General features: G+C 39.9%; 19 protein-coding genes. 3 read left to right on the top strand and 16 right to left on the bottom strand.

Annotated elements, in window-relative coordinates:
• Positions 1-19: 19 nt before the first annotated feature.
• On the bottom strand, positions 20-736 hold the full coding sequence (locus tag NU09_RS04525) for a hypothetical protein (protein WP_129750073.1): 717 nt from the start codon (positions 734-736) through the stop codon (positions 20-22).
• A 306-nt stretch (positions 737-1,042) separates the two neighbouring features.
• Between NU09_RS04525 and NU09_RS04520 the strand changes: the two genes are divergently transcribed.
• The gene (locus NU09_RS04520) at positions 1,043-2,704 is read left to right on the top strand and encodes an AraC family transcriptional regulator (RefSeq protein ID WP_129750072.1); all 1,662 of its coding nucleotides are present in this window, start codon (positions 1,043-1,045) and stop codon (positions 2,702-2,704) included.
• A gap of 51 nt (positions 2,705-2,755) precedes the next feature.
• Here the strand turns inward: NU09_RS04520 and NU09_RS04515 are convergent, their stop codons facing one another.
• The 15 genes from NU09_RS04515 to NU09_RS04445 form a co-directional block, all read right to left on the bottom strand.
• Positions 2,756-3,835: a BsuBI/PstI family type II restriction endonuclease gene (locus tag NU09_RS04515; RefSeq protein WP_207209758.1), complete on the bottom strand. Its 1,080-nt coding sequence runs from the start codon at positions 3,833-3,835 to the stop codon at positions 2,756-2,758.
• A 2-nt stretch (positions 3,836-3,837) separates the two neighbouring features.
• Positions 3,838-5,553 carry a class I SAM-dependent DNA methyltransferase gene (locus tag NU09_RS04510; RefSeq protein ID WP_242501830.1) on the bottom strand — a complete coding sequence of 572 codons (1,716 nt, stop codon included), beginning with the start codon at positions 5,551-5,553 and terminating at the stop codon, positions 3,838-3,840.
• 216 nt (positions 5,554-5,769) lie between these two features.
• A complete protein-coding gene (locus NU09_RS04505; RefSeq protein WP_129750070.1) occupies positions 5,770-6,123 on the bottom strand; it encodes a hypothetical protein in 354 nt (117 codons plus the stop codon).
• A 98-nt stretch (positions 6,124-6,221) separates the two neighbouring features.
• A complete protein-coding gene (locus tag NU09_RS04500) occupies positions 6,222-6,524 on the bottom strand; it encodes a hypothetical protein (protein WP_129750069.1) in 303 nt (100 codons plus the stop codon).
• A gap of 123 nt (positions 6,525-6,647) precedes the next feature.
• Complete coding sequence (locus NU09_RS04495; protein WP_129750068.1) at positions 6,648-7,361, bottom strand: hypothetical protein; 714 nt, start codon at positions 7,359-7,361, stop codon at positions 6,648-6,650.
• Between the two features lie 14 nt (positions 7,362-7,375).
• Entirely contained in the window at positions 7,376-8,401 is a 1,026-nt protein-coding gene (locus NU09_RS04490; RefSeq protein ID WP_165357661.1) for a phage exclusion protein Lit family protein, read from the bottom strand.
• A gap of 38 nt (positions 8,402-8,439) precedes the next feature.
• Positions 8,440-8,778: a hypothetical protein gene (locus NU09_RS04485; protein WP_129750066.1), complete on the bottom strand. Its 339-nt coding sequence runs from the start codon at positions 8,776-8,778 to the stop codon at positions 8,440-8,442.
• A gap of 76 nt (positions 8,779-8,854) precedes the next feature.
• Positions 8,855-10,429, bottom strand: coding sequence for a hypothetical protein (locus NU09_RS04480; protein WP_129750065.1), 1,575 nt, complete (start codon positions 10,427-10,429; stop codon positions 8,855-8,857).
• Position 10,430: 1 nt separating this feature from the next.
• A complete protein-coding gene (locus NU09_RS04475) occupies positions 10,431-10,757 on the bottom strand; it encodes a hypothetical protein (RefSeq protein WP_129750064.1) in 327 nt (108 codons plus the stop codon).
• A gap of 13 nt (positions 10,758-10,770) precedes the next feature.
• Entirely contained in the window at positions 10,771-11,202 is a 432-nt protein-coding gene (locus NU09_RS04470; RefSeq protein WP_129750063.1) for a DUF1801 domain-containing protein, read from the bottom strand.
• A 77-nt stretch (positions 11,203-11,279) separates the two neighbouring features.
• Entirely contained in the window at positions 11,280-11,672 is a 393-nt protein-coding gene (locus NU09_RS04465) for a hypothetical protein (RefSeq protein ID WP_129750062.1), read from the bottom strand.
• A 47-nt stretch (positions 11,673-11,719) separates the two neighbouring features.
• A complete protein-coding gene (locus tag NU09_RS04460) occupies positions 11,720-12,628 on the bottom strand; it encodes a hypothetical protein (RefSeq protein ID WP_129750061.1) in 909 nt (302 codons plus the stop codon).
• Positions 12,629-12,710: 82 nt separating this feature from the next.
• Positions 12,711-13,160, bottom strand: coding sequence for a hypothetical protein (locus NU09_RS04455; protein ID WP_129750060.1), 450 nt, complete (start codon positions 13,158-13,160; stop codon positions 12,711-12,713).
• Positions 13,161-13,168: 8 nt separating this feature from the next.
• Positions 13,169-14,134 carry a restriction endonuclease gene (locus NU09_RS04450; RefSeq protein WP_129750059.1) on the bottom strand — a complete coding sequence of 322 codons (966 nt, stop codon included), beginning with the start codon at positions 14,132-14,134 and terminating at the stop codon, positions 13,169-13,171.
• 114 nt (positions 14,135-14,248) lie between these two features.
• Positions 14,249-14,473: a transcriptional regulator gene (locus NU09_RS04445; protein WP_129750058.1), complete on the bottom strand. Its 225-nt coding sequence runs from the start codon at positions 14,471-14,473 to the stop codon at positions 14,249-14,251.
• A 618-nt stretch (positions 14,474-15,091) separates the two neighbouring features.
• Here NU09_RS04445 and NU09_RS04440 point away from each other — a divergent pair.
• Both NU09_RS04440 and NU09_RS04435 read left to right on the top strand, forming a co-directional pair.
• Positions 15,092-18,097: a SusC/RagA family TonB-linked outer membrane protein gene (locus tag NU09_RS04440; RefSeq protein WP_129750057.1), complete on the top strand. Its 3,006-nt coding sequence runs from the start codon at positions 15,092-15,094 to the stop codon at positions 18,095-18,097.
• Between the two features lie 11 nt (positions 18,098-18,108).
• Entirely contained in the window at positions 18,109-19,521 is a 1,413-nt protein-coding gene (locus NU09_RS04435) for a RagB/SusD family nutrient uptake outer membrane protein (protein WP_129750056.1), read from the top strand.
• Positions 19,522-19,530: the final 9 nt, after the last annotated feature.

Here is a 19,530-nt window from a genome sequence, read left to right as displayed (position 1 = left end):
ATCAAAAACAATCATAATGTTACAATAAACTATATTTACCGGAGAGGGAATATGTTATGGCATCAGCCGGACCAAGGTCGGCACCATAGGTGGTGGTGGCAATGTGTCCTATGGACAGATCCCAGTCACGGTCCCTCCTTCTTTTTTTGCTCTCGGCATAGAATCCGTTGTTCAGGATGGTACTGGTGATCAATAGGATCTCGGAATCATTAGGTGTAAGGCCGGGATTGTTCGAAACAGAAGCATCATATTCCAGCATATAGCTATTGACGGCATCATACTCCATATTTTCCATTTTTAGAATTTCTAAATTCTCATATAGCTGCAATAATTTTTGTTTTCCGGCTTCCGATAATGAGGTTGCCTGCAGGGCAGCATACAGGGAACTGTTTATAGCCTGGCTTTTAATGGCTGCCACGATATCAGGGGATACGGGAATATAAGGCTGGCTATTTAACAATACCGAAAAAGAAGGATCCGATATAGCAACGGATTCAACGTTGGCAGCAACATTCGTACTGCTCCCGTAACCATACCCCTGCGCTGTATAACTCTCATAAATACTGATATATAATTCACCTAAGGGTGTTACGCCGAGAGCCGGATTGATTATAGTATCGGATTTGATAGTAACCAGCGTCGGTTCTGACTGGTCAGTGTCTGAAAATCGGACAGCGTCATCACTGCACGATGTCATTAAAAGGATCAAAATAAAAATAGCTGTTGCTTTTCTCATGTTCGCAAATGTTAAGTAAGATTTTATAATCGGTTCATTTGCCCGGGCGAGGAATGTTAGCGTGTCGCTGTCACCCCCTGAATTCGAAAGCAAAGCTATCCGGCATAATCATGTGTTGCAAACAGTTACTTCCTTCTTTTCAGAAATTGCACTGTTGAATTCCGGAATTACATATCATAAAATTTCCCTAAAGAAGCGTATTAATAAAAGCTTTGGATTATTTTTGCCCCCCCACTACTACTTACATCTTTGTAAGGCCTGTCCTAAAGAAAGTGCTATCGCGCAACAAAACAATAGTCTCTTTAAATGATACAGCGAACCTTAGTTTTCATCACAATCCTATTCCTATGTTCTGAAGTTCTTTGTCAGGAAAAGGCAGTTGACTCGCTTTGCTCTCATAGTTTCGACCAGCTCTACAGCCATATTGAGAAATACAGCGGGCAGAAAGAAGTATGGCCCTATCTCCAGGCTTACCTTATCAAGGCCAAAAAATCCATAGAATGGGACGAGACCGTTAACGCTTACCATTATATACTTTCGGAGTTGCCGGATGACCAGCGAATGGTTTATGCAGACAGTATGATCTACGCGGCAGAAAAAAGTGAAAGCAATAAAGTAATCGGCTCGGCCTACCTTACCAAGGGGATACTATTTTACAACCGAAAAAATCATACCCAGGCCCTTGATAACTATGTCATTGCCAACCGTTACTTGTCACGGGTGAATGACGATTATCTTAAATACAAGCTCAAATATAACATAGGACTGATCAAATACTATCTGGGGTTCTATAATGAAGCGGTTTCACTCTTCAGGGAGTGCGTAAATTATTTTGAACAAGAAGACAGACGGGCATACCTTAACGCGTTGCATTGCCTTGCGCTTTCTTATAACCGTCTAGGCAAAATCACTGAATCCGTGACGATTAACGATAAGGCCTTTCAGGAAGCCCGCAGTTTAAAGAGAATCAAAATAATGCCTTATATACTACAGCTGAAAGGTGTTAATCTGTTTTACGTATCCGACTATAAGGATGCCATCGCTGCTATTAAGGGAGTACTGCCTCAGATTAAAAAGGACGGGGATTTTGGTAACGAGGCCGTAGGCCTTTTTTATATAGGCAGAAGTTACTGGGAACTTGGGGAGAAACAGCAAGCGGTAAGTTACTTTAAGAATGTGGACAGAATATTTCTGGAGAAAAACTATATCCGCCCTGATCTGAGACAAAATTATGAACTGCTAATAGATTATTACAAACAGCAGGAGAACCTGAAAATGCAGCTTTATTATATTAACAGGTTATTAAAGGTAGATAAGTTAATGGCCAGGGACTACAGGTATCTTTCAGCAAAGATCCATAAAGAATATGACACTACAAGGCTTATAGAAGCTAAGAATTCAATACAAAAGGAGCTTGAGCGGGAAAAAAATAATCGTATAATCCTTGTTGTAGTCATTGTGGTTCTTATGATATGCCTGGGTAACTTCACCTATTTTCATCTCAACACCAATAAAAGATGGAAAAAAAACTTTGAGGAATTGATGGCCAATAAGGACAAACCCAGGTCAGCCCTGGTTAAGACCTCCGCCACAAAAAACCTTGATATAAATCCTGAAGTAGTCGGGCAGATTCTCAGGAAATTGGAATTGTTTGAAAAGCGGCGGTGTTTTTTAAAAAAGGATATAAATGCCTCAATGCTTGCCTCGGGTTTCCAAACGAACTATAAATACCTTACAAAGGTCATCCATTTTCATCGAGAGAAAAATTTCACGGCATATCTGAATGATTTGCGCGTCGACTACATAATAACCCAATTGCAGAGCGATGCAAAGTTGAGGTTATATACCAACAGTGCCCTAGCTGATGAAGCAGGATTCAGCACTACTCAGCACTTTACCAAAGCCTTTCAGAAGAAAGCAGGGATGTCTCCAACTTTCTTCATAAATGAATTGAACAAATCTCTTTAAAAGGGTTTTGTGATCTCAGTTCATTATATAAGATAAAGTAACTGTTTTTTTCTACCGCATCATATCGGTAAGTGTCATTGCGTCACCCTCCCTGAAATGTACTATTTTATCAGGTTCTGAGACAAACCAGACAAAAGAGCCCCAGGCTAGATCGATGATAGTTTTCTTGAAACCTGCTTTTTGACGATCATGGTAAGCCGTTAGAAAGGCAATATGCTCCCGCATAAATCCTGCGGCGTCCGTTAGGGCATATATTGCATCTTTCCTTCTCTGGGTAATGGCACCATCGGTGGCGACAACCTCCACAAATATCAGTATGGTGTTGCCATGCCTGACATCAGCCAGGATTATATCCGGGAGATCCCTGTCGGGCTGTATCCTCAGGCCTATATCGTTTGCAAGCGATTCGTCGAGATAAGGTACCTTCGCATCGCTGGTACTTAACCATAAAACCGCTGGATTTTCTAAAAATGAACTGGCGAACACCTCTATCACTGCCTTGGAAATATCCGAACTGGCTCCCGTACTGAGCCTTCTTGCCTCTCCGTTAGGAAATCTGACCAGGACATGATTATCGCCCGATCCCGAGGTGCGTCTGGCCAGACTTATCCGTAACCTTGCATTTGCTGTAAGGTTTTGTTCCTGCCAGTTGGTTATGGCATCGGTAAGCGCTTCTCCTGTCAATCCGGGATCAAAAAGTTCTGAGAACTCTCGTTGGAGGGCGTATCGTGGCCGGCTTGATGTTGTAGCGACAGATTGCAGGACGAGTACCGCACCAACCTGCTGCAAGCCCTCTCGTAGCGTTTCATCGCGGATTGGCTCCCTTGTATTATCCGCATACCATCGTGTTCCCTCAACTTGTGTCCCTTTTTTTAAGGCTTCACGACCATAAGTCAGGCGTTCTGCATTGCTTTGAAGTACAGCCTGTTCTTCGGTCATCCTATAAACATGTTTGGGGCCAGCATAGATCGAATTGCCATCTACTGCACCTATATACAGCATAGTAAAAATGGTACTGGCAGCCATTGTTCGGGTTACGTAGTTACGATTGGCGGTACCCTCAGGAAATATTATAGGGAGGCGTTCAAGTATTAGATCTCTGCTTATGTATGGTGGTAATTGTATCTCCATTATTATAGGGTGTAAAGCTCGTAGCATTCTTTTTCGATAAGTGCCTTATGCGCCTTTTCTGCTACGAGTTGTGTTAATTTCTTAAGTTTTGAAGGGCTCGGGATTGGTAATGATTCTAGCTCATATGCTGAAACTGCTACACTTCCGCTTATGGTACGGAAAGCATCATTGACTGCCCTGCTATTTAAAAAAGCACATACAACTTCTAAGCTGACCGGCGGGGATTCCGTAACAGGAAATATCATATTGAGATGATTTTCTATCACTACCGCTTTTCGCTTATCTAGTAACGATTGCGGCAATACCGCAGCATTTAGGCGTTTCTCCTGCTCTTTTGATGTTGTGCGTTGCAGAAGGATGCAGGGCCTGGTAGTGAGAAGGAATTCCTCGCCATTATAATGAAACCAAAAAGAATGATTTTTTTTCTCCGCTCTGTGTATAAATTCACCATCCTGTGTCACTGCTTCTGACCATATAACCGGATAGGCATTTTTTTTATAGCTGTCATTGAGTTGTTCCTTGTGGCGGTTCCACACTAACTGCCCCGTGCTGATTCTAAAGCCCCAGTTTGACAATCTGTTTGACATTTTAACCATGGCAGGAACCGAGAGAGACTGACCGATGCTTCGCGGCAGGATCCATGGTTCTGACTTTTTGGTTGGCAATGAAAAATCACCCAGCCTTTCTATGATTGACTCGTCATAAATGGAGGTGGTAATCTCATTTACCAGCACCTTAGATCTTTTGAATTTCGCTTTTCGATAGGTCGCCAGCATGGTTTCCTGCAGCACATCATCAAAAACTCCTTTACGAACCGCAACAAAATCAATCTCTAACGGTGTTGCGGTGCTTAGGATGTATTGCCTTAAGTTCTTAAAATACTCACCCGAAAGGAAGCTTGTGGGAGTGAGATATCCCACTACACCATTGGTTTTTACCATATTTAACGCCAAATGCGTAAAAAGCCCATAAAGATTAGGATGCCCAAATAGACTATCCTTATATTTCAGTTTTGTCTGTTCGCTTAATTTTAATTTACCGTAAGGAGGATTTCCAATGACAAGGTCAAACTTCTCCTCTCTTTCGAAAGAATATTCAAGGGTATCGCAAACCGTCACGAGATTGCGCATCCTTCTGCCTGCTCCGGATATTCGGTCCTTAACGGCTATTTCCAGGAAAACCTGCGTCAGCCAGGCAGCGAAAGGGTCGAGCTCATAGCCTTTCAGATGTCTTTCAAGATGTTCTAAGAATTGGATATTGCTCAAATCAGGCAATGCTTCCATCATTTTTAGCGCTACGGGTGCTAAAAATGCCCCGCCACCGCAGGCAGGGTCAGCTACACGTGCCTTGTCCCAAGCTACGCCACCAAGGGTCGCCATATCAATTAGTCGTTGAGTAAGCCCGGGTGGTGTATAAAAAACTCCGTTGCCTGAACGAATGCCTTCAGGTAAAACAGCAGTGTAGATATTTCCAAGATAGTAAGCTGCTTCTATTACTCCCAAATGCGCAGCGGCTCTTCCAACGGCGCCGGCTACTGCCAAGGTTGCATTGTCCAGTTTTGACTTTGTCAGATGGTATTGTAGTGCCGGCAAAGGTTTCTGCCGCAGACTGCTCTCATGCACAACCTGCCAGTAGATACTTATTGCCTGTCGTATAAAATTCTGTGCCTGGATTAGATGTTTGTCCGCTCCCAACGTCCTGGACCACGCCTTAGCCATCACTCTTCCGCTGTGGAGCGTCTTTAGGGGGTCTCCTTCAGGAAGAAGTACCTGCATGCCACTTTCTTTTAGTAAAGAATGGACACTCTGGCTGGAATTTCGGCGTGTTACTGAAGAAGTGTTCATGGTTCAAAAATAGTAAAATTTACCTTAGTAAGCTTACTAAGCTACCGCCATAACGTACGAAAAAGACTTGAGTATTTCGCATTTCCTGAATTAAAGTATAGCAAAAGAGGTTGGCAGTATCAATTCAAACTGAAAATTATTCCAAGCCTTTTCTTCTTTGTTAAAGTATTTATTTACAGCGTACCTGTCTGCGGATTTATTGAAGAACCTGCTATGGTGAGTAGCCATGTAGTCTAAAAACAATTTCACTTGTCCTTCAGTAACCCCTAAACTGACAAAGGGCCTGTTATACATCGCTACCCATGCGGGAATTTCCTGATTATTAGCGTAAGCTGAGGTTGATTCTGAATTTCCGTCTGTAGAGTGCTGGATCAACTTTTGAAATAATTCAAGATTGATCCCATTATCGAACAGGTGTTTCAATTGTACGATTCTCTCTTCCATTTACAATATTTTTATTTATGCATCATATATAATGTAAGCTATGAACTCTTTTGTTTTATAGGGTGCAATTAATTCAATATCCAAAGCCGTAAAGAATCCTAGAGTCCCGTTTGCGTTGTCTCGTACTGTAAAGGAATATGTTTATCAAGCACAAAAATATTGTCTATCTGGTTAGGTGTTATTCTCACAGGATACGTGAAACTTTCAGTTGAGCCGTTAGCGTTACTGCATCTGAAAATTATATCAACGTTTGAAAGGTAATTAGAAAGCACGTTCTGGCTGATCTTGGAAAGAAAAGGAATTTCAATCGAATGTATGGTAATGCCTGTTTGTTGGTGAGTAAATTGAAGATTTATTTTTGGGGTAACAGGGCTTAGTGCTAAAGTTTTGAATTGGCTCATTTTTAATCTTTTGAATTTTTATAGCATTGTATAATTAAAGTCTTTAAGGTAACCAAATTTATTGTACATATCTGTTTTATTCCGGATGTGGAACAAAAAACGTTGAAGTGTAAAGCTGCAAAACTAATATACGCTATTCCATTTCTTAGTTTCATTATAAAATTCTCCTAGCATTTTTTTTGAAGCTGAGTCTTTAATTGCATCAATCCAGTCCTCGTAATTCCAGGATAAGACATTGCAAACAGTGGCTTTAGCGAGTAGAGAATCCATATTCTGTTTTAATTTGAAGTCTTCATCATATTCGACAAATCTAGTTTTGATTCCATCGAGTAAGTTTTCTATCTCAATTTGCTCGTTAATTTTGGTGAGTTTAATTTTTGGAGCTACTACTATAAAATATATTTTACAGTTTTTCTCGTAAGTATTACTGCTTATGCAGGCGAGTATTCTGGCTGCCTGATTGTAGTTTTCAAAATTGGTGGTTCCCTTACTTAAGCTACTTCGCATTTTTGCTTCGATGACACCGAATATTTTTACCCCTTCTTCTACCTCAACCTTACCACTTACTTTATAATTGACAATAAAATCTCCAAATACAATATCCGCATGAGTATATCCTTCACGCTTTTCTTTTGTTTTGATAAACGGGCTAGATATCAGTGCCTCTGATGTCCATTTTGAAAAATCTTTGAAATCAAGACCCCCGAACTTAATTTTCTCCTTTACAGACTGATTCATTAACATTCTCGTCAGCCATCCCTCGTTGTAAATCTGAGTTGGATTCACATAAGGTAATTCTGACTCTATACTCTTAATGATATCAACAATGCTTTGCATACATATTTTGAATTTTATTGCTGGGCCTTGATTTGCTCAATAATTCTATAATACTGTTCACGATAGGATACGGGGTCGTTTTCCCATGTTAATTGGAGATTAAATTGTTCATCCCACATCTGTAATCCAATGCAAGCTATCCCCCACGCCTCATGATCGTCTTCAATTGGCAATCGTTCAAGAGCATTTGTTAATCTATCTTCCATGTTTGGGTGCCTGGTACCTGACGTTGTAGCTGTAAAATAAAACATAGATAGTATACCAATTATTATACCGATGCATACTGCCAGTTTTTGAGCATCAGCGGCGAAATGATTTTTTGGAAAAAGTCCGGCTATCAATATGTCTATTGCATTGTTATCCGCTTCAGCTTCGAATACAAGATAGCTGGAGTTTGGTGTATTTGCATCTATTTGATCCGCATGAAGTTTCAAATGAGTATATTCATGACCCAAAATAAACTTGACAGCTTCGGTATAATATAGATTTGTTTGTTCAGGATAAGTTCTTTGTTCCGCCAAATAAATTTCAGGGTTAGGGAGATTATCTTTGTCCCAGTCTTCAAAATTGACAATAAGAAGCCTTGCATAGTCAAACATTTCACGCGCCTTTTGGATATTTTCCTCATTTATAGGGTAAATCACTCGACCATTAAGTCTATTCATGCGAGGAAAATCGACTTTTTCAAGATATTGAACGTATATGGAATAGGTACAGCACCATAAAAAAGAAAGGAAAGTTTCATGCAATTCAATAGTCTTGGTTGTTAGATCTACTCTTGGAGTATGAAGCCTTCCATCATCCTGACGAATACTATCCCTACCGTACCTTAACTCTAATTTAGGTGCAATCTTTCCTTTCGCAATTTCCTCACTCAGTTCACGTAAAAATTGAGGGTGAGCGTTTTGAAACATATAAACAAGCATATGATGCACTACCCTAACAGGCTGTGTCCCGTTGTGTATTCTCGGCCTAAAATGATTTATTGGGCCTTTTTTTTGCCATATCCAATTCACCTTATTAAATAATTTATGCAACAATGGTTTATAATTCAGTATTTTATTACAGCGTCAAGTATCTAGTCTTCATGAAATGGATAATCAATAAAAAAATCTGCTATATTTTTCTTCCCTTCAGTATTATGCAAGTCTGTAAGATTGATTCTCAACATGAGTAAATTGAACTGCATGATAATCGTTTCATCTAAATAGGTTTCCCAAGTAATCGGATAAATTTGAAATTGGGAATCTGAAATATCTTGCCCTACCTCTAAAATATTTATTTTCGTTTGAATTCCGGTGACTGTAACTTTGTCGGCCTTTCGAATTATGGTTAATTTACAATTAAGTTCTGTATCTGATACCTCTTTGTAAGTTCTCTCTAAATAGTAGTCTTCTTTAAGTTGCTCAGTGGTCATATGGTAAAGTTTCTTATTTGTTATATCGTAATATACTTGTTCAATATTTAGGGTTCGGAAATAGGTTCTAAATAAACTAGGAACGGTCATTATCCTTATAACCTCCAAGCCCCACTTGAGAAATGTAATGCATTCCTTTCCGCATTTCTTCTATCCCTTCATTTGTAATTTCTTCATTTTCGTAATGTATACCTTTCATCCATATTACAGTACCGATTTTCGAGTGAATAATAGCAAAGTCATTGTCAATTTCGATAACTTTCTTAAGAAGATCAATAGCCTCGTCTACCCTCTCAGCATATATCTCATTGATTTTCTCAGTGCCTTTCTTCGCGTATCTGATTACTTCAGACATTGACAATAATATAAAAGGATTATCCTTATCCAACTGCGAAAAACTATCCTCCAGATAATCTATCATTTTTTGAGAAGAATCTCTCCTAAGTATTTCCTTAATTATCTCATAATTGTATGTTGCAAAAGGATGTTCTATTTGTTCAACCAAATTACCCATAATAGAGAAATTTTCTTCTATTCTGGCAATATCGGCCTCAGTATCATCATAAAATTCGGGCATTTTTGATATAACCTCAATCGCATATCTTTTTGTATAATCCTGTTTCAAAGATTCGTAATCTTCGTACGGGTAAAATGGATTGTATTTTATTGATTTCATTATATGCTGAAATGCTGCAAGTGTCTGCCCTTGTTCCAATAAAATAATTGATCTGTATCTCTCAATATAGCTACTCCAAAAACTTATAAATAAATTGATTTGGGACTTATGTTTATCAGGGATATCGGCTATATCATTTCCAATACCTTTGAGTAGCTTTTCCATATCATCAATCATATAATGGACATCGGTGAACTTTTTAAAATCAATAAACATATCCATTATTGATTGCCCAAAATACAACATATAAATTTTTATGCTGATTTCAATTAGTTTAGTAGAATGAACAGCTTTATCTAAAGCTAAGTCGTTTATAAGCTTTTCCAAGTTGTCGAGAGCTTTAGTCTGAACTAAAGAGTTTTTATTATAATTTACAACTATAGAAAGATTTTGATCATTTATATTTCTTGTAAAATGGATTGATGCAAGATGCTTTCCTGCATTGACTCTGTTTTTTATATACCTATTCAGTTTCCTGGGGCCTAATGCAATAGGAATGAATTTTGGTAAATCAATGTTTATTGGCTTTATGAAATGCTTTTTATAGGTGTGAAATGATGCTGAAATGTTTTCAATTGTCTTTTCAATTCTTTCATTCAAATTCTCTGCATCTATATCAATAGTAAGATATTCATTTTCTTTTATCGTAAAACAACCATAGAAAGCAATATTGATTGGCTTGTAGTTTCTATACAATTTTTGAAACAATGTGATAATAAAAATTACAATCACATTTGTTAGAAACAAATAGACGGAAAACTCAACAGAATAAAAATCTCCCAGCACCTTTCCGCTCAGATAGTTAAAATAGATAATTGCTATTGAAAGGATAATTAAAATATACCATTTCCGAAATACGGAAAAAAACATAAATTTAATGACCTCTCTTATTAGTGTGATTAGATGTTTTGGTAAAAAAATCGATCCTAAAAAAGTTGCTACAATGGCTATAATTTCTTCACTAAATTTTGACATACTATAAATCAATTACTTTATATTCATAATCGCCATAAGTAGCGGGCAGGAGATACTCTGTAAGTAAATCATGTTGTCTTACAAAATTATTGCAGTACGTACAAGTATCGGCATCGTATGATTGCCCCATCGTTCCGGAATGATACTTCTCAATTACCATGTTATGAGCTTCTGCAAGTTCCCTTTCTGTATCTGAAAATCTTTCAGTCCCGTAATAACCTCCAATAATTTTTTTCAAGTCACTTTTGCCAACAGCAACATTAAGCTGATTGTTACAATTCCAGCATTCTGCTTCAATAATGTACGTCTGCTCTTTTAGTATATTCATTTATTAAAGATTATTACGTCCCACATTTATTATTTTCGCTTATGTATTTGATTGTTGACTTACATAGTTTTTCCAATACGTCGAGATTAATGTCTGATAGTTTCTTGAAATAAATACAAGCTTTAGTCATCTTATATTTTCCTAGGCTCTCTAGCAGTATTTGGTTCTCATCGCTTGGAGTGTAGACATAAAGTGAAAATTCAGCTTTACGGGGAGAAAAACCAAGTATTGGTGCATCTCCCTCATGACCGCTGGCATACTTATAATGATAACTGCCGAAGCCTATGATTGTGGGACCCCACATTTTCGGCTCGAAACCTGACCATTCCTGCATTAGTTCAATAAGCCGGAAACTATCATCTTTCTTCTCCTGTTTATCTACAAACGAGTTTATAAAGTCAGTGACATTTACTTCTGTGGTGGTTGTTTTGTTTTTTACTGCCATTTAATATCTTAGTCTATTTCATCAATGTCTGCTCTATTGTTCTCGAAACGAGTAAGAAATATTTACTAATGTAAATATTAAACTTGTTTTTGTAAGCTTTTAAACTTTTTAATCATAGAATTGAGCTTTTTTCCATTGTAACCTATCTCTTCGTGTTGCAAGAAAAGAGCATTTTCGTCAACCCAGCGTTCTTCTCTTGCATTTTTTTGTAATTCTTCAAATTGATTATCTAATTCTTTCAACTCTGCTTCCAGATAAACAATAAAGTTTTCTATAAATTCATTTCTATTTCTAAACTTAATAAACTTCTGAGAGTCTAAAATCAGTGCAAAATGAATTTGATCAGTTGTCATATCTTTAATCTGGAGAAATCTTTCAAATATAATGTTACTATTATTATATTGAGCTTTAAATTTTATTCCCAAGAGTTTTACAAGAACTTCATAAATTGAATCACTATTACTTTCCATAGTATATAAATACCTTTTACAATTATTTGGAGGTAGTTCTTAAAAGATCAGATGTATAGATTAGATTTAATAAGCTTACGATATTGCTTGTAATCATCCTCAAATTTTTCTGAAACTTCTTTTAAAGCTTTGAAAAGAGCAACATGTTCTTTGTGTTCTTCGTCTCCACCGACCCCAAGTCTATCTACGTTCAAAGTTGGTCTCAAACATGCTCTATATCCATTAGTCATTGGTTGATTATAGGGATACATGTCAAATTCTCTACCTAGAAAAATAAGTAAACTTTTTAAAGATGAAACTAAATCATTTTTTGAGAGTTCAATTGAATCATTAAGAAAATCATTTGACGATTTTTCATAGAAAGATTTTAAATTTTCTAATTTATCTTGATCTTGACTCCAAATAGATTCATCAGTAAGCATACTATCCATTACTTTGTTCAGGTCATCTTCATTGAAAATTTTATCTGCTTCATAGAATATACGCTTATCATGTTCTATTTTTGGATCAGTTTGATTAATATTATGCAAGTTGACAATATTGGCAGTGATTCCTCCAGATTGATTTGCACTAGTAGCTGTATAAACGGGAGATTCACGAGTTAACGACTTATTTAAACTACTGCGTACCCACCTTTCATGTTGGGCTTTCCAGTCATATAGCTGTTCATCTGTATAATCTAATCCATTGTTTTTGTCAATCATGGTCGAGCAATTATTACACAAAAATATTGCATTGGAAATTGCTTGTCTTTCCTCTTGTGTTAATTCTTTATTATAGCGTGGTCCACCAATCGAAGCAGCTGTAATATGTGCAGCTACTCCAATATATTGAACTTTAAGTTCATCCTCAATCGAAGGAGCAATCGTCATGCATTTGCATTCAGGATTTGAGCAGATGAAGGCTGCTCTTTTTTTCAAAACTTCTATAACATTCGGAGGAAAATTATCTCTCATTTTATAAATACTTTAAATCATATGCATTGAACTATGATGCACTTGTAAGCACCGAAGGTATTTTCGTGAAGTTACGTCCTCCCTATTTCAAACTTAAAAATTCTTGAATTAGATCCCATTTATCTTGGAAATCTTGATAGTCTTTCAACTTCGATTTCGAAATTTTTCCCCAGCCGCTTCTATCTTCTGCAGCAATTTTTATATATTCAACAGGAAACACATAACACGTTGGTGCCATTATACCTGTCTCGCCATTTTTTTTAGGTTTGTCAAAACCTCTGTTTAATGAAACTAATACAACAAAATCACAATCAAAGTTATTAATTATAAATCCTTCCCAACCCGTTTTGAAACGACTCTTAACTTGGATTCGAGCTGACGTATTATTTTCAGCATTCACGGCAATTAGATCATAACCTTTAAAATTATGGTAAGCTTTATATGCTGATATTCCTTCAATAAGCAAGTTCCCAAGCACCAAAAATTCCGCGCCTTCTGACTGCAATCGGGTATCTTTTCTTTCTCTCGCCATTATAAATTCTACCTCTTGTATTTTCTAATATAATAGGCCATATCACTCAGAGATTTTCCCCTAAAACTCCCGGTTTCAAAATTTCTTAAGAAAGGAAGATAGTAATCTTTATGATCGGGATGAAAATGATCACTTGTAAAAGAAGCTTCTACATAGTTCAAATCCCAGTCAGGTTGATTTACATACTTATGATCTTCAGTCGTAAATTTACTTGTAAGTTGATGGTAAATTTTGTCAGGGGAAACAATATGTTCTTCACTTCTTCTATCATACAAATAATCCATAAATACTGTATGTACACAATGTTTGTCATCATAGTACACAGCTCTTACACGAAGGTCGTGTGAGTGATACTCATCTCCTTTATATATTTCTACACGCTCAATGAGGGAAACAATAGTTTCAATTCCTTTAAGATTTGGGTATGCATTAGCATCTCTAGAACTCATATAAAGAAAGTATTGTTTATAGTTAGCCGCCCAAAATGATGGTGAATTGGCATTATATATCTGCCATTGATATTGTTTACAGCTAACAGGAAAAAATGTATGAATTAACGAAAATGTATTAGGGTTTAGTAATTTCTTTTCAATTTCAATTGAATCCCAAAATAAGGTTGTAATATTATTATTATTTCCTATTTCTTCTAATCTTGTTACTGTTGGTGCTGAAGGCTGAGTACTAGTTACTAAGATATATCCGTCAGCCTTTATTGAGAGACAGTCTTCCACTGGACTGCCTAGCTCTTCACGCCCAACAGATCTTCCTGAATTAGCATAATGTTTGCAACTTACAACCCATTTTTTTGTTGTTTTTGACAAAGGTCCGTTTAAAACTTCTGTTATAATCAAATCTCTACCACCATCAGGTCCAATACCGGTCCAATGTGTATCATATCCCTCTCGAATTAGAATTTCCCTAATCAGTTGTTCAAATTTAATTCCATCGTCTGGCAATTCACTAAAATCAATCATAATTTAAAGTTGGTTGGCAATATATATAAAGTAAATATAAGAAAATGGGAAAAGTTACAACTTCTTCAATATCGATCTTTCATAAAAAAAGATGCCTCGCAGCATCTTTTACTATTATAAACCGACTAGCTTAAAAAATTCAGAAAGTTTAATGTTTCTAGCTTCGCAAATTTTGTTTAGAGACTCTAAGGTAATCTTATAATCGTCGGCATCATCAGCAATTCTGCGGACAGTTTTATCATCAATTCCATGATCTAAAGCAAAAGCACGCTTGGATTTTGCTGTTGCAATCCAATTCTTTGTGATATATGAGCATATTGCTTTATTAAAATTATCCATAGAAACAAATTACTATCTAATTTGTTAAAAAAATGCGGATAGATATCCGCGTCAGATTAATTTCGTATATTTGTCATAATAATATATATTTGCGATACTTCTATAAAAATATATGAAGCATTTGCTTTGAGTCCCGCCCTCAAAACTGGTAATTTTAGCACGTGGGATGATAAGTGTAAATGCTCACGCCTCTTATGGTGGCGTGGGCTCACTTATTCGCGTGCAGGTATACCAGTACCAGAGGGCAATAAGCTGAGTTTAAACCCACGTCATCTTTCTTTTGTACTCTGGTATAACTCCTCTTATCTCTTAGCTCCGTTTCTGTACAAGTATCTCATGGTTTTTAAGCTCTGATGGATGCATGTAAGACAGCAATTTGTTTCTTCCTCTACCGGTTCATTCCTTGTGGGCCGGCATGCATCCGTACCCGGAATCTCCAAAGCAGACTTTGGTTCAATTCCACTACAAAACGCAAATAACTAATCATTAACCGATAAAACCTACCCATGCCCATGAGAGACTAACCTACAGACACAAAAAATCCCTCTGCTGTTACTTGGCGGTGCCAGCAGAAGGCATGATTAAACAAAATGTTGTTTCATTTAACTATTCAAAATTATGAAAATAATTTCAATAGATAAGGGCTTCTATGCCATTATTTTAGGGCTGTTTCTATGGTGCCCTGCCCGAGCCAACACTGTTTTGGCTTCCACAGGTACCTATTTTTTCCAGCAGCAGGTACACGGTACCGTTACAGATGCCTCTGGGCCGCTGCCGGGTGTTATAATTGCCGTAAAAGGCAAGAACATAGCCGTGAACTCCGATACGAACGGAAATTATACCATCGCAGCTTCGGCTGGCGACACCCTTATCTTTTCCTTTATTGGCTTTAAGCGGGTAGAAAAAACGGTATCCTCAGGTGCGATAAATGTCGTGATGGAACCTGAGAGCTCTGGCCTTGAAGAGGTGGTGATCAATACGGGATATTATACGGTGAAAGACAAGCAGCGTACCGGAAGCATTTCTCGGATTACTTCCAAGGATATAGGGGATCAGCCGGTGACCAATGTGCTTGCGACCATGCAGGGACGTATGGCGGGTGTGGATATCATACAGGATGGAGGCTCCCCTGGAGGCAGTTTCCAGATAAAGATCCGTGGTATAAACAGCCTTCGCAGGGATGGCAACCAGCCGCTCTATGTCATCGATGGGGTACCCTACTCCTCCGAAACCATCGGATCGCCCGATACCTCAACATCGACTGCCAGCTTTACCTCTCCCCTTAACAGCATCAATCCTTCGGATATCGAAAGTATTGAAGTGCTAAAGGATGCTGATGCTACGTCCATCTATGGTTCGCGGGGTGCTAATGGTGTGGTATTGATCACAACCAAAAAGGGAAAGATTGGGAAGACATCGGTGAATGTCCTTGCCTCTACCGCTATTGGTAAGGTAACAAAAATGATTGACCTGATGCAGACGCCTGAATATCTGGAGATGCGTCGTCAGGCTTTCGCCAATGATGGCATCGACACCTATCCTGATTTTGCTTATGACATCAACGGTACGTGGGATCAAAACAGGAATACCGACTGGCAGAAAGAGCTTATCGGTGGGACAGCCCATATAACCTCAGCGCAGTTATCTTTGTCGGGAGGATCGGAAAATACCCAGTACCTGCTTAGCGGAACCTACCGCAGTGAGACTACGGTAACACCGGGGGATTTCAGGTACGATAAGGGTGCGGCGCATTTCAACATGAATCACCGCTCGCAGGATAATAAGTTCAGGCTTGCGGTTACAGCCAACTATACCAGTCAGGACAACAACCTGCCTTCTACAGACCTTACGGCTATTTCCCGTAAGCTTGCGCCTAATGCACCCAAACTATATAACGAGGACGGAAGCCTCAACTGGGAGGATGGTACTTTCGAGAATCCGTTGGCGGCTCTGGAGAGTAAGGCATCTATCAAGACCAACGACCTCTTGGCCAATACGCTCATGAGCTACGAGCTTTTCAGGGACTTTGAGGTCAAGCTGAATCTTGGGTTTACGGACCTGAGCAACAACGAGGAGCGTATTATGCCCTCTACCATGTATAATCCGGCCTACGGGATAGGCAGCAGCGAGTCTTTATTGCTTACTAACCTGACGAGCCGCAAGTCATGGATTGCCGAGCCGCAGCTGCATTGGAAAAAGGATATGGCAGGCGGCGTATTGGATGTGCTTGCAGGGGCAACGGCCCAACAGCAGCAATCGAAAAGGCTCTACCAGATAGGATACGGATTCTCCAGCAACAGCCTCATTTATGACCTTGCCTCTGCCGGTGCCGTATTTACTACAGCCAATGATGAGGCCGTGTATCGCTATCAGGCATTCTTCGGGAGGCTGAACTACAACTGGCAGGACCGTTATATTATTAATCTAACTGGGAGAAGGGACGGTTCAAGCCGCTTTGGCCCCGGCAAACAGTTTGCCAGCTTTGGTGCTGTAGGTATGGCATGGCTGTTCTCTAACGAAGCCTTTCTAAACGGGAGCAAAGTGCTCAGCTTTGGGAAACTGCGTGCCAGTTATGGTACCACCGGAAATGACCAGATCGGCGATTACCAGTTCCTGAACTCTTATGCTTCTTCAGGGATAGCGTATCAGGGTGTGATCGGGCTTACACCGCAACGCCTTTACAATCCTGACTTTAGCTGGGAAGTGAACAAGAAGCTGGAAATGGGCCTAGAGATGGGCTTTTTGAAAAACAGGGTCAGTCTCTCGGTAGCCCATTACCGCAACCGCTCTTCCAACCAACTGGTAGGTATTCCTTTACCGGGTACCACAGGATTCGCTTCGGTGAATGCCAACCTTGCCGCTACAGTGCAGAATACGGGATTTGAATTCACTTTAGGTACAACCAATGTTGAAACTAAGGATTTCAACTGGACATCCAGCCTGAACCTGACGATAGCACGAAACAAACTGATCGAATTTCCGGGGCTTGAATCCTCTCCTTATGCCAATACCTATATCATTGGCCAATCCCTCAATATAGCACGCCTGTACCATTATACCGGACTGAATGAGCAGACCGGGGTGTATCAGGTACAGGACTTTGACGGTGACGGGGCGATTACCGCTGCCAATGATAAGCAGGTTATCGCTGACCTTACCCCTAAATTCTTTGGGGGTTTCCAAAACCAGTTGAGCTATAAGAACTGGAAGCTTGACTTCCTGTTCCAGTTCACCAAACAGAAGAACTATGACTATATCCCGAGTTCCGCCGCCGGCCTGCCCTACAATCAGCCTTCGGGTCAGGTCTTTTGGCAGCAGTCAGGGGACAAAGGTCCACAGCAGATAACTACTACCGGTGCCAACAGCGCGGCTGTAGCTGGGTATTATCAGTATGCGGCAAGCGACGCCGTTATCGTTGACGGGTCTTACATCCGCCTTAAAAATATAGCATTGAGCTATAATCTGCCATCAGAGGCTCTTGGAGGCATCCGATGCAGGCTCTTCTTCCAGGGACAGAACCTGTTGACTTTCACCCCTTATGAGGGAGGCGATCCCGAATTCAAATATGCCGGTTACCTCCCTCCTTTGAAAATTTACTCCCTCGGTGCGCAATTAACATTTTAAAAAGCTAACTTATGAAGACAAACTATTTGATAAGCACAAACAGGACCGCACGGATAGCCGGGACTGTTTCCTTGACCCTGTGGATTCTTATTGCGGGTATCACGCTGGTGTCCTGTGATGATTTCGTTCAGGTGGATCCGCCCAACTCACAACTTACAGGCGATGTAGTTTTTGATGATAAAACAACGGCAAATGCGGTGATCGTTGGCATCTACGGCAAAATGCGCGATTCAGGACTGATGACGGGCCAAATAGGTGGGATCTCCTGCAGCCTCGGCCTATATGCCGATGAACTCGATTTTTATCAGGATATCGGAGCCAATAATTTTTATACGAATTCCCTCTATGCGGAGGCCACACCTGTAAGGGATCTCTGGAACAGCAGTTACAATATCATTTACGCGGCCAATGCCGTTGCTGAGGGTATTCCGAAATCTGCTTTGGCTTCCGGGGATAAGGATCATTTCCTTGGTGAAGCCTTGTTTATAAGGGCTCTGATGCACTTTTATCTTGTAAACCTTTACGGGGACATTCCTTATGTGACCGGGACCGACTACCTGGCTAACAGCAGGGTATCGAAACTGCCTACGGCAGAGGTATATCAATCAATAATTAATGATCTGAACCAGGCGCACGAATTATTGCCGCAGGAGGATTTCTCATGGGAGAGGGTACGCCCGCTTAAGGCGACGGCTACTGCCCTGCTGGCAAGGGTATACCTGTACAATGGACGGTGGGGTGAAGCCGCTGACAGCGCCTCGGCGATCATCAATGATCCCTCCTATGTACTCGAAAATGATCCGGATATGGCATTTTTGAAGGAAAATCCGGGAACGATTTGGCAATTCAGTCCTGCAGCAGAAGGAAACAATACCAATGAAGGAAATCTTTTCATTTTTAATCAGGGCCCGCCTCCCGTAGTAGCACTGAAGGAAAGTTTTGTTAACGCCTTCGAGACAGGGGACCTCAGGAGGCAGCATTGGATACGGGAGATAACTGACGGCAGTTCTGTATGGTATCACCCTTTTAAGTACAGGATGAGGGCCGTTGTGGGTAGTTCAACGGAATATTCCATTGTATTGCGTCTGGGAGAACAGTACCTGATCAGGGCCGAGGCACGTGCCAGGCAGGGCGATCTTATCGGTGCAAAGGAGGACTTGGATATCATACGTGCCAGGGCCGGACTGGCCGGTACAACCGCAATTTCTCAGCAGGATGTATTGACGGCTATTCTGAAAGAGCGCCAATGGGAACTATTTACCGAATTCGGGCACCGCTTTATGGATCTCAGGCGTTTTGGAATGCTGGACGCAGTGCTATCGCTCACGAAACCGGGTTGGGATACCAACGACAGGCTTTGGCCGCTTCCCGGACAGGAACTTCTCGCCAATCCTAACCTGAATCCGCAAAATCCGGGTTACTAATACTATTGC

Source organism: Flavobacterium beibuense (assembly GCF_004151245.1).
Taxonomy (GTDB): Bacteria; Bacteroidota; Bacteroidia; order Flavobacteriales; family Flavobacteriaceae; genus Flavobacterium; species Flavobacterium beibuense_A.
This window is presented reverse-complemented; position numbering and strand designations above follow the sequence as displayed.

Excerpts from the sequence above, each read along its gene's own strand:
- NU09_RS04435 (WP_129750056.1), top strand. The coding sequence starts at position 18,109 with ATGAAGACAAACTATTTGATAAGCACAAACAGGACCGCACGGATAGCC.
- NU09_RS04475 (WP_129750064.1), bottom strand. The coding sequence starts at position 10,757 with ATGAATATACTAAAAGAGCAGACGTACATTATTGAAGCAGAATGCTGG.
- NU09_RS04450 (WP_129750059.1), bottom strand. The coding sequence starts at position 14,134 with ATGATTGATTTTAGTGAATTGCCAGACGATGGAATTAAATTTGAACAA.
- NU09_RS04495 (WP_129750068.1), bottom strand. The coding sequence starts at position 7,361 with ATGCAAAGCATTGTTGATATCATTAAGAGTATAGAGTCAGAATTACCT.
- NU09_RS04520 (WP_129750072.1), top strand. The coding sequence starts at position 1,043 with ATGATACAGCGAACCTTAGTTTTCATCACAATCCTATTCCTATGTTCT.
- NU09_RS04470 (WP_129750063.1), bottom strand. The coding sequence starts at position 11,202 with ATGGCAGTAAAAAACAAAACAACCACCACAGAAGTAAATGTCACTGAC.
- NU09_RS04440 (WP_129750057.1), top strand. The coding sequence starts at position 15,092 with ATGAAAATAATTTCAATAGATAAGGGCTTCTATGCCATTATTTTAGGG.
- NU09_RS04525 (WP_129750073.1), bottom strand. The coding sequence starts at position 736 with ATGAGAAAAGCAACAGCTATTTTTATTTTGATCCTTTTAATGACATCG.
- NU09_RS04465 (WP_129750062.1), bottom strand. The coding sequence starts at position 11,672 with ATGGAAAGTAATAGTGATTCAATTTATGAAGTTCTTGTAAAACTCTTG.
- NU09_RS04505 (WP_129750070.1), bottom strand. The coding sequence starts at position 6,123 with ATGGAAGAGAGAATCGTACAATTGAAACACCTGTTCGATAATGGGATC.
- NU09_RS04480 (WP_129750065.1), bottom strand. The coding sequence starts at position 10,429 with ATGTCAAAATTTAGTGAAGAAATTATAGCCATTGTAGCAACTTTTTTA.
- NU09_RS04515 (WP_207209758.1), bottom strand. The coding sequence starts at position 3,835 with ATGGAGATACAATTACCACCATACATAAGCAGAGATCTAATACTTGAA.
- NU09_RS04460 (WP_129750061.1), bottom strand. The coding sequence starts at position 12,628 with ATGAGAGATAATTTTCCTCCGAATGTTATAGAAGTTTTGAAAAAAAGA.
- NU09_RS04510 (WP_242501830.1), bottom strand. The coding sequence starts at position 5,553 with ATGGCTAAGGCGTGGTCCAGGACGTTGGGAGCGGACAAACATCTAATC.
- NU09_RS04500 (WP_129750069.1), bottom strand. The coding sequence starts at position 6,524 with ATGAGCCAATTCAAAACTTTAGCACTAAGCCCTGTTACCCCAAAAATA.
- NU09_RS04485 (WP_129750066.1), bottom strand. The coding sequence starts at position 8,778 with ATGACCACTGAGCAACTTAAAGAAGACTACTATTTAGAGAGAACTTAC.
- NU09_RS04445 (WP_129750058.1), bottom strand. The coding sequence starts at position 14,473 with ATGGATAATTTTAATAAAGCAATATGCTCATATATCACAAAGAATTGG.
- NU09_RS04455 (WP_129750060.1), bottom strand. The coding sequence starts at position 13,160 with ATGGCGAGAGAAAGAAAAGATACCCGATTGCAGTCAGAAGGCGCGGAA.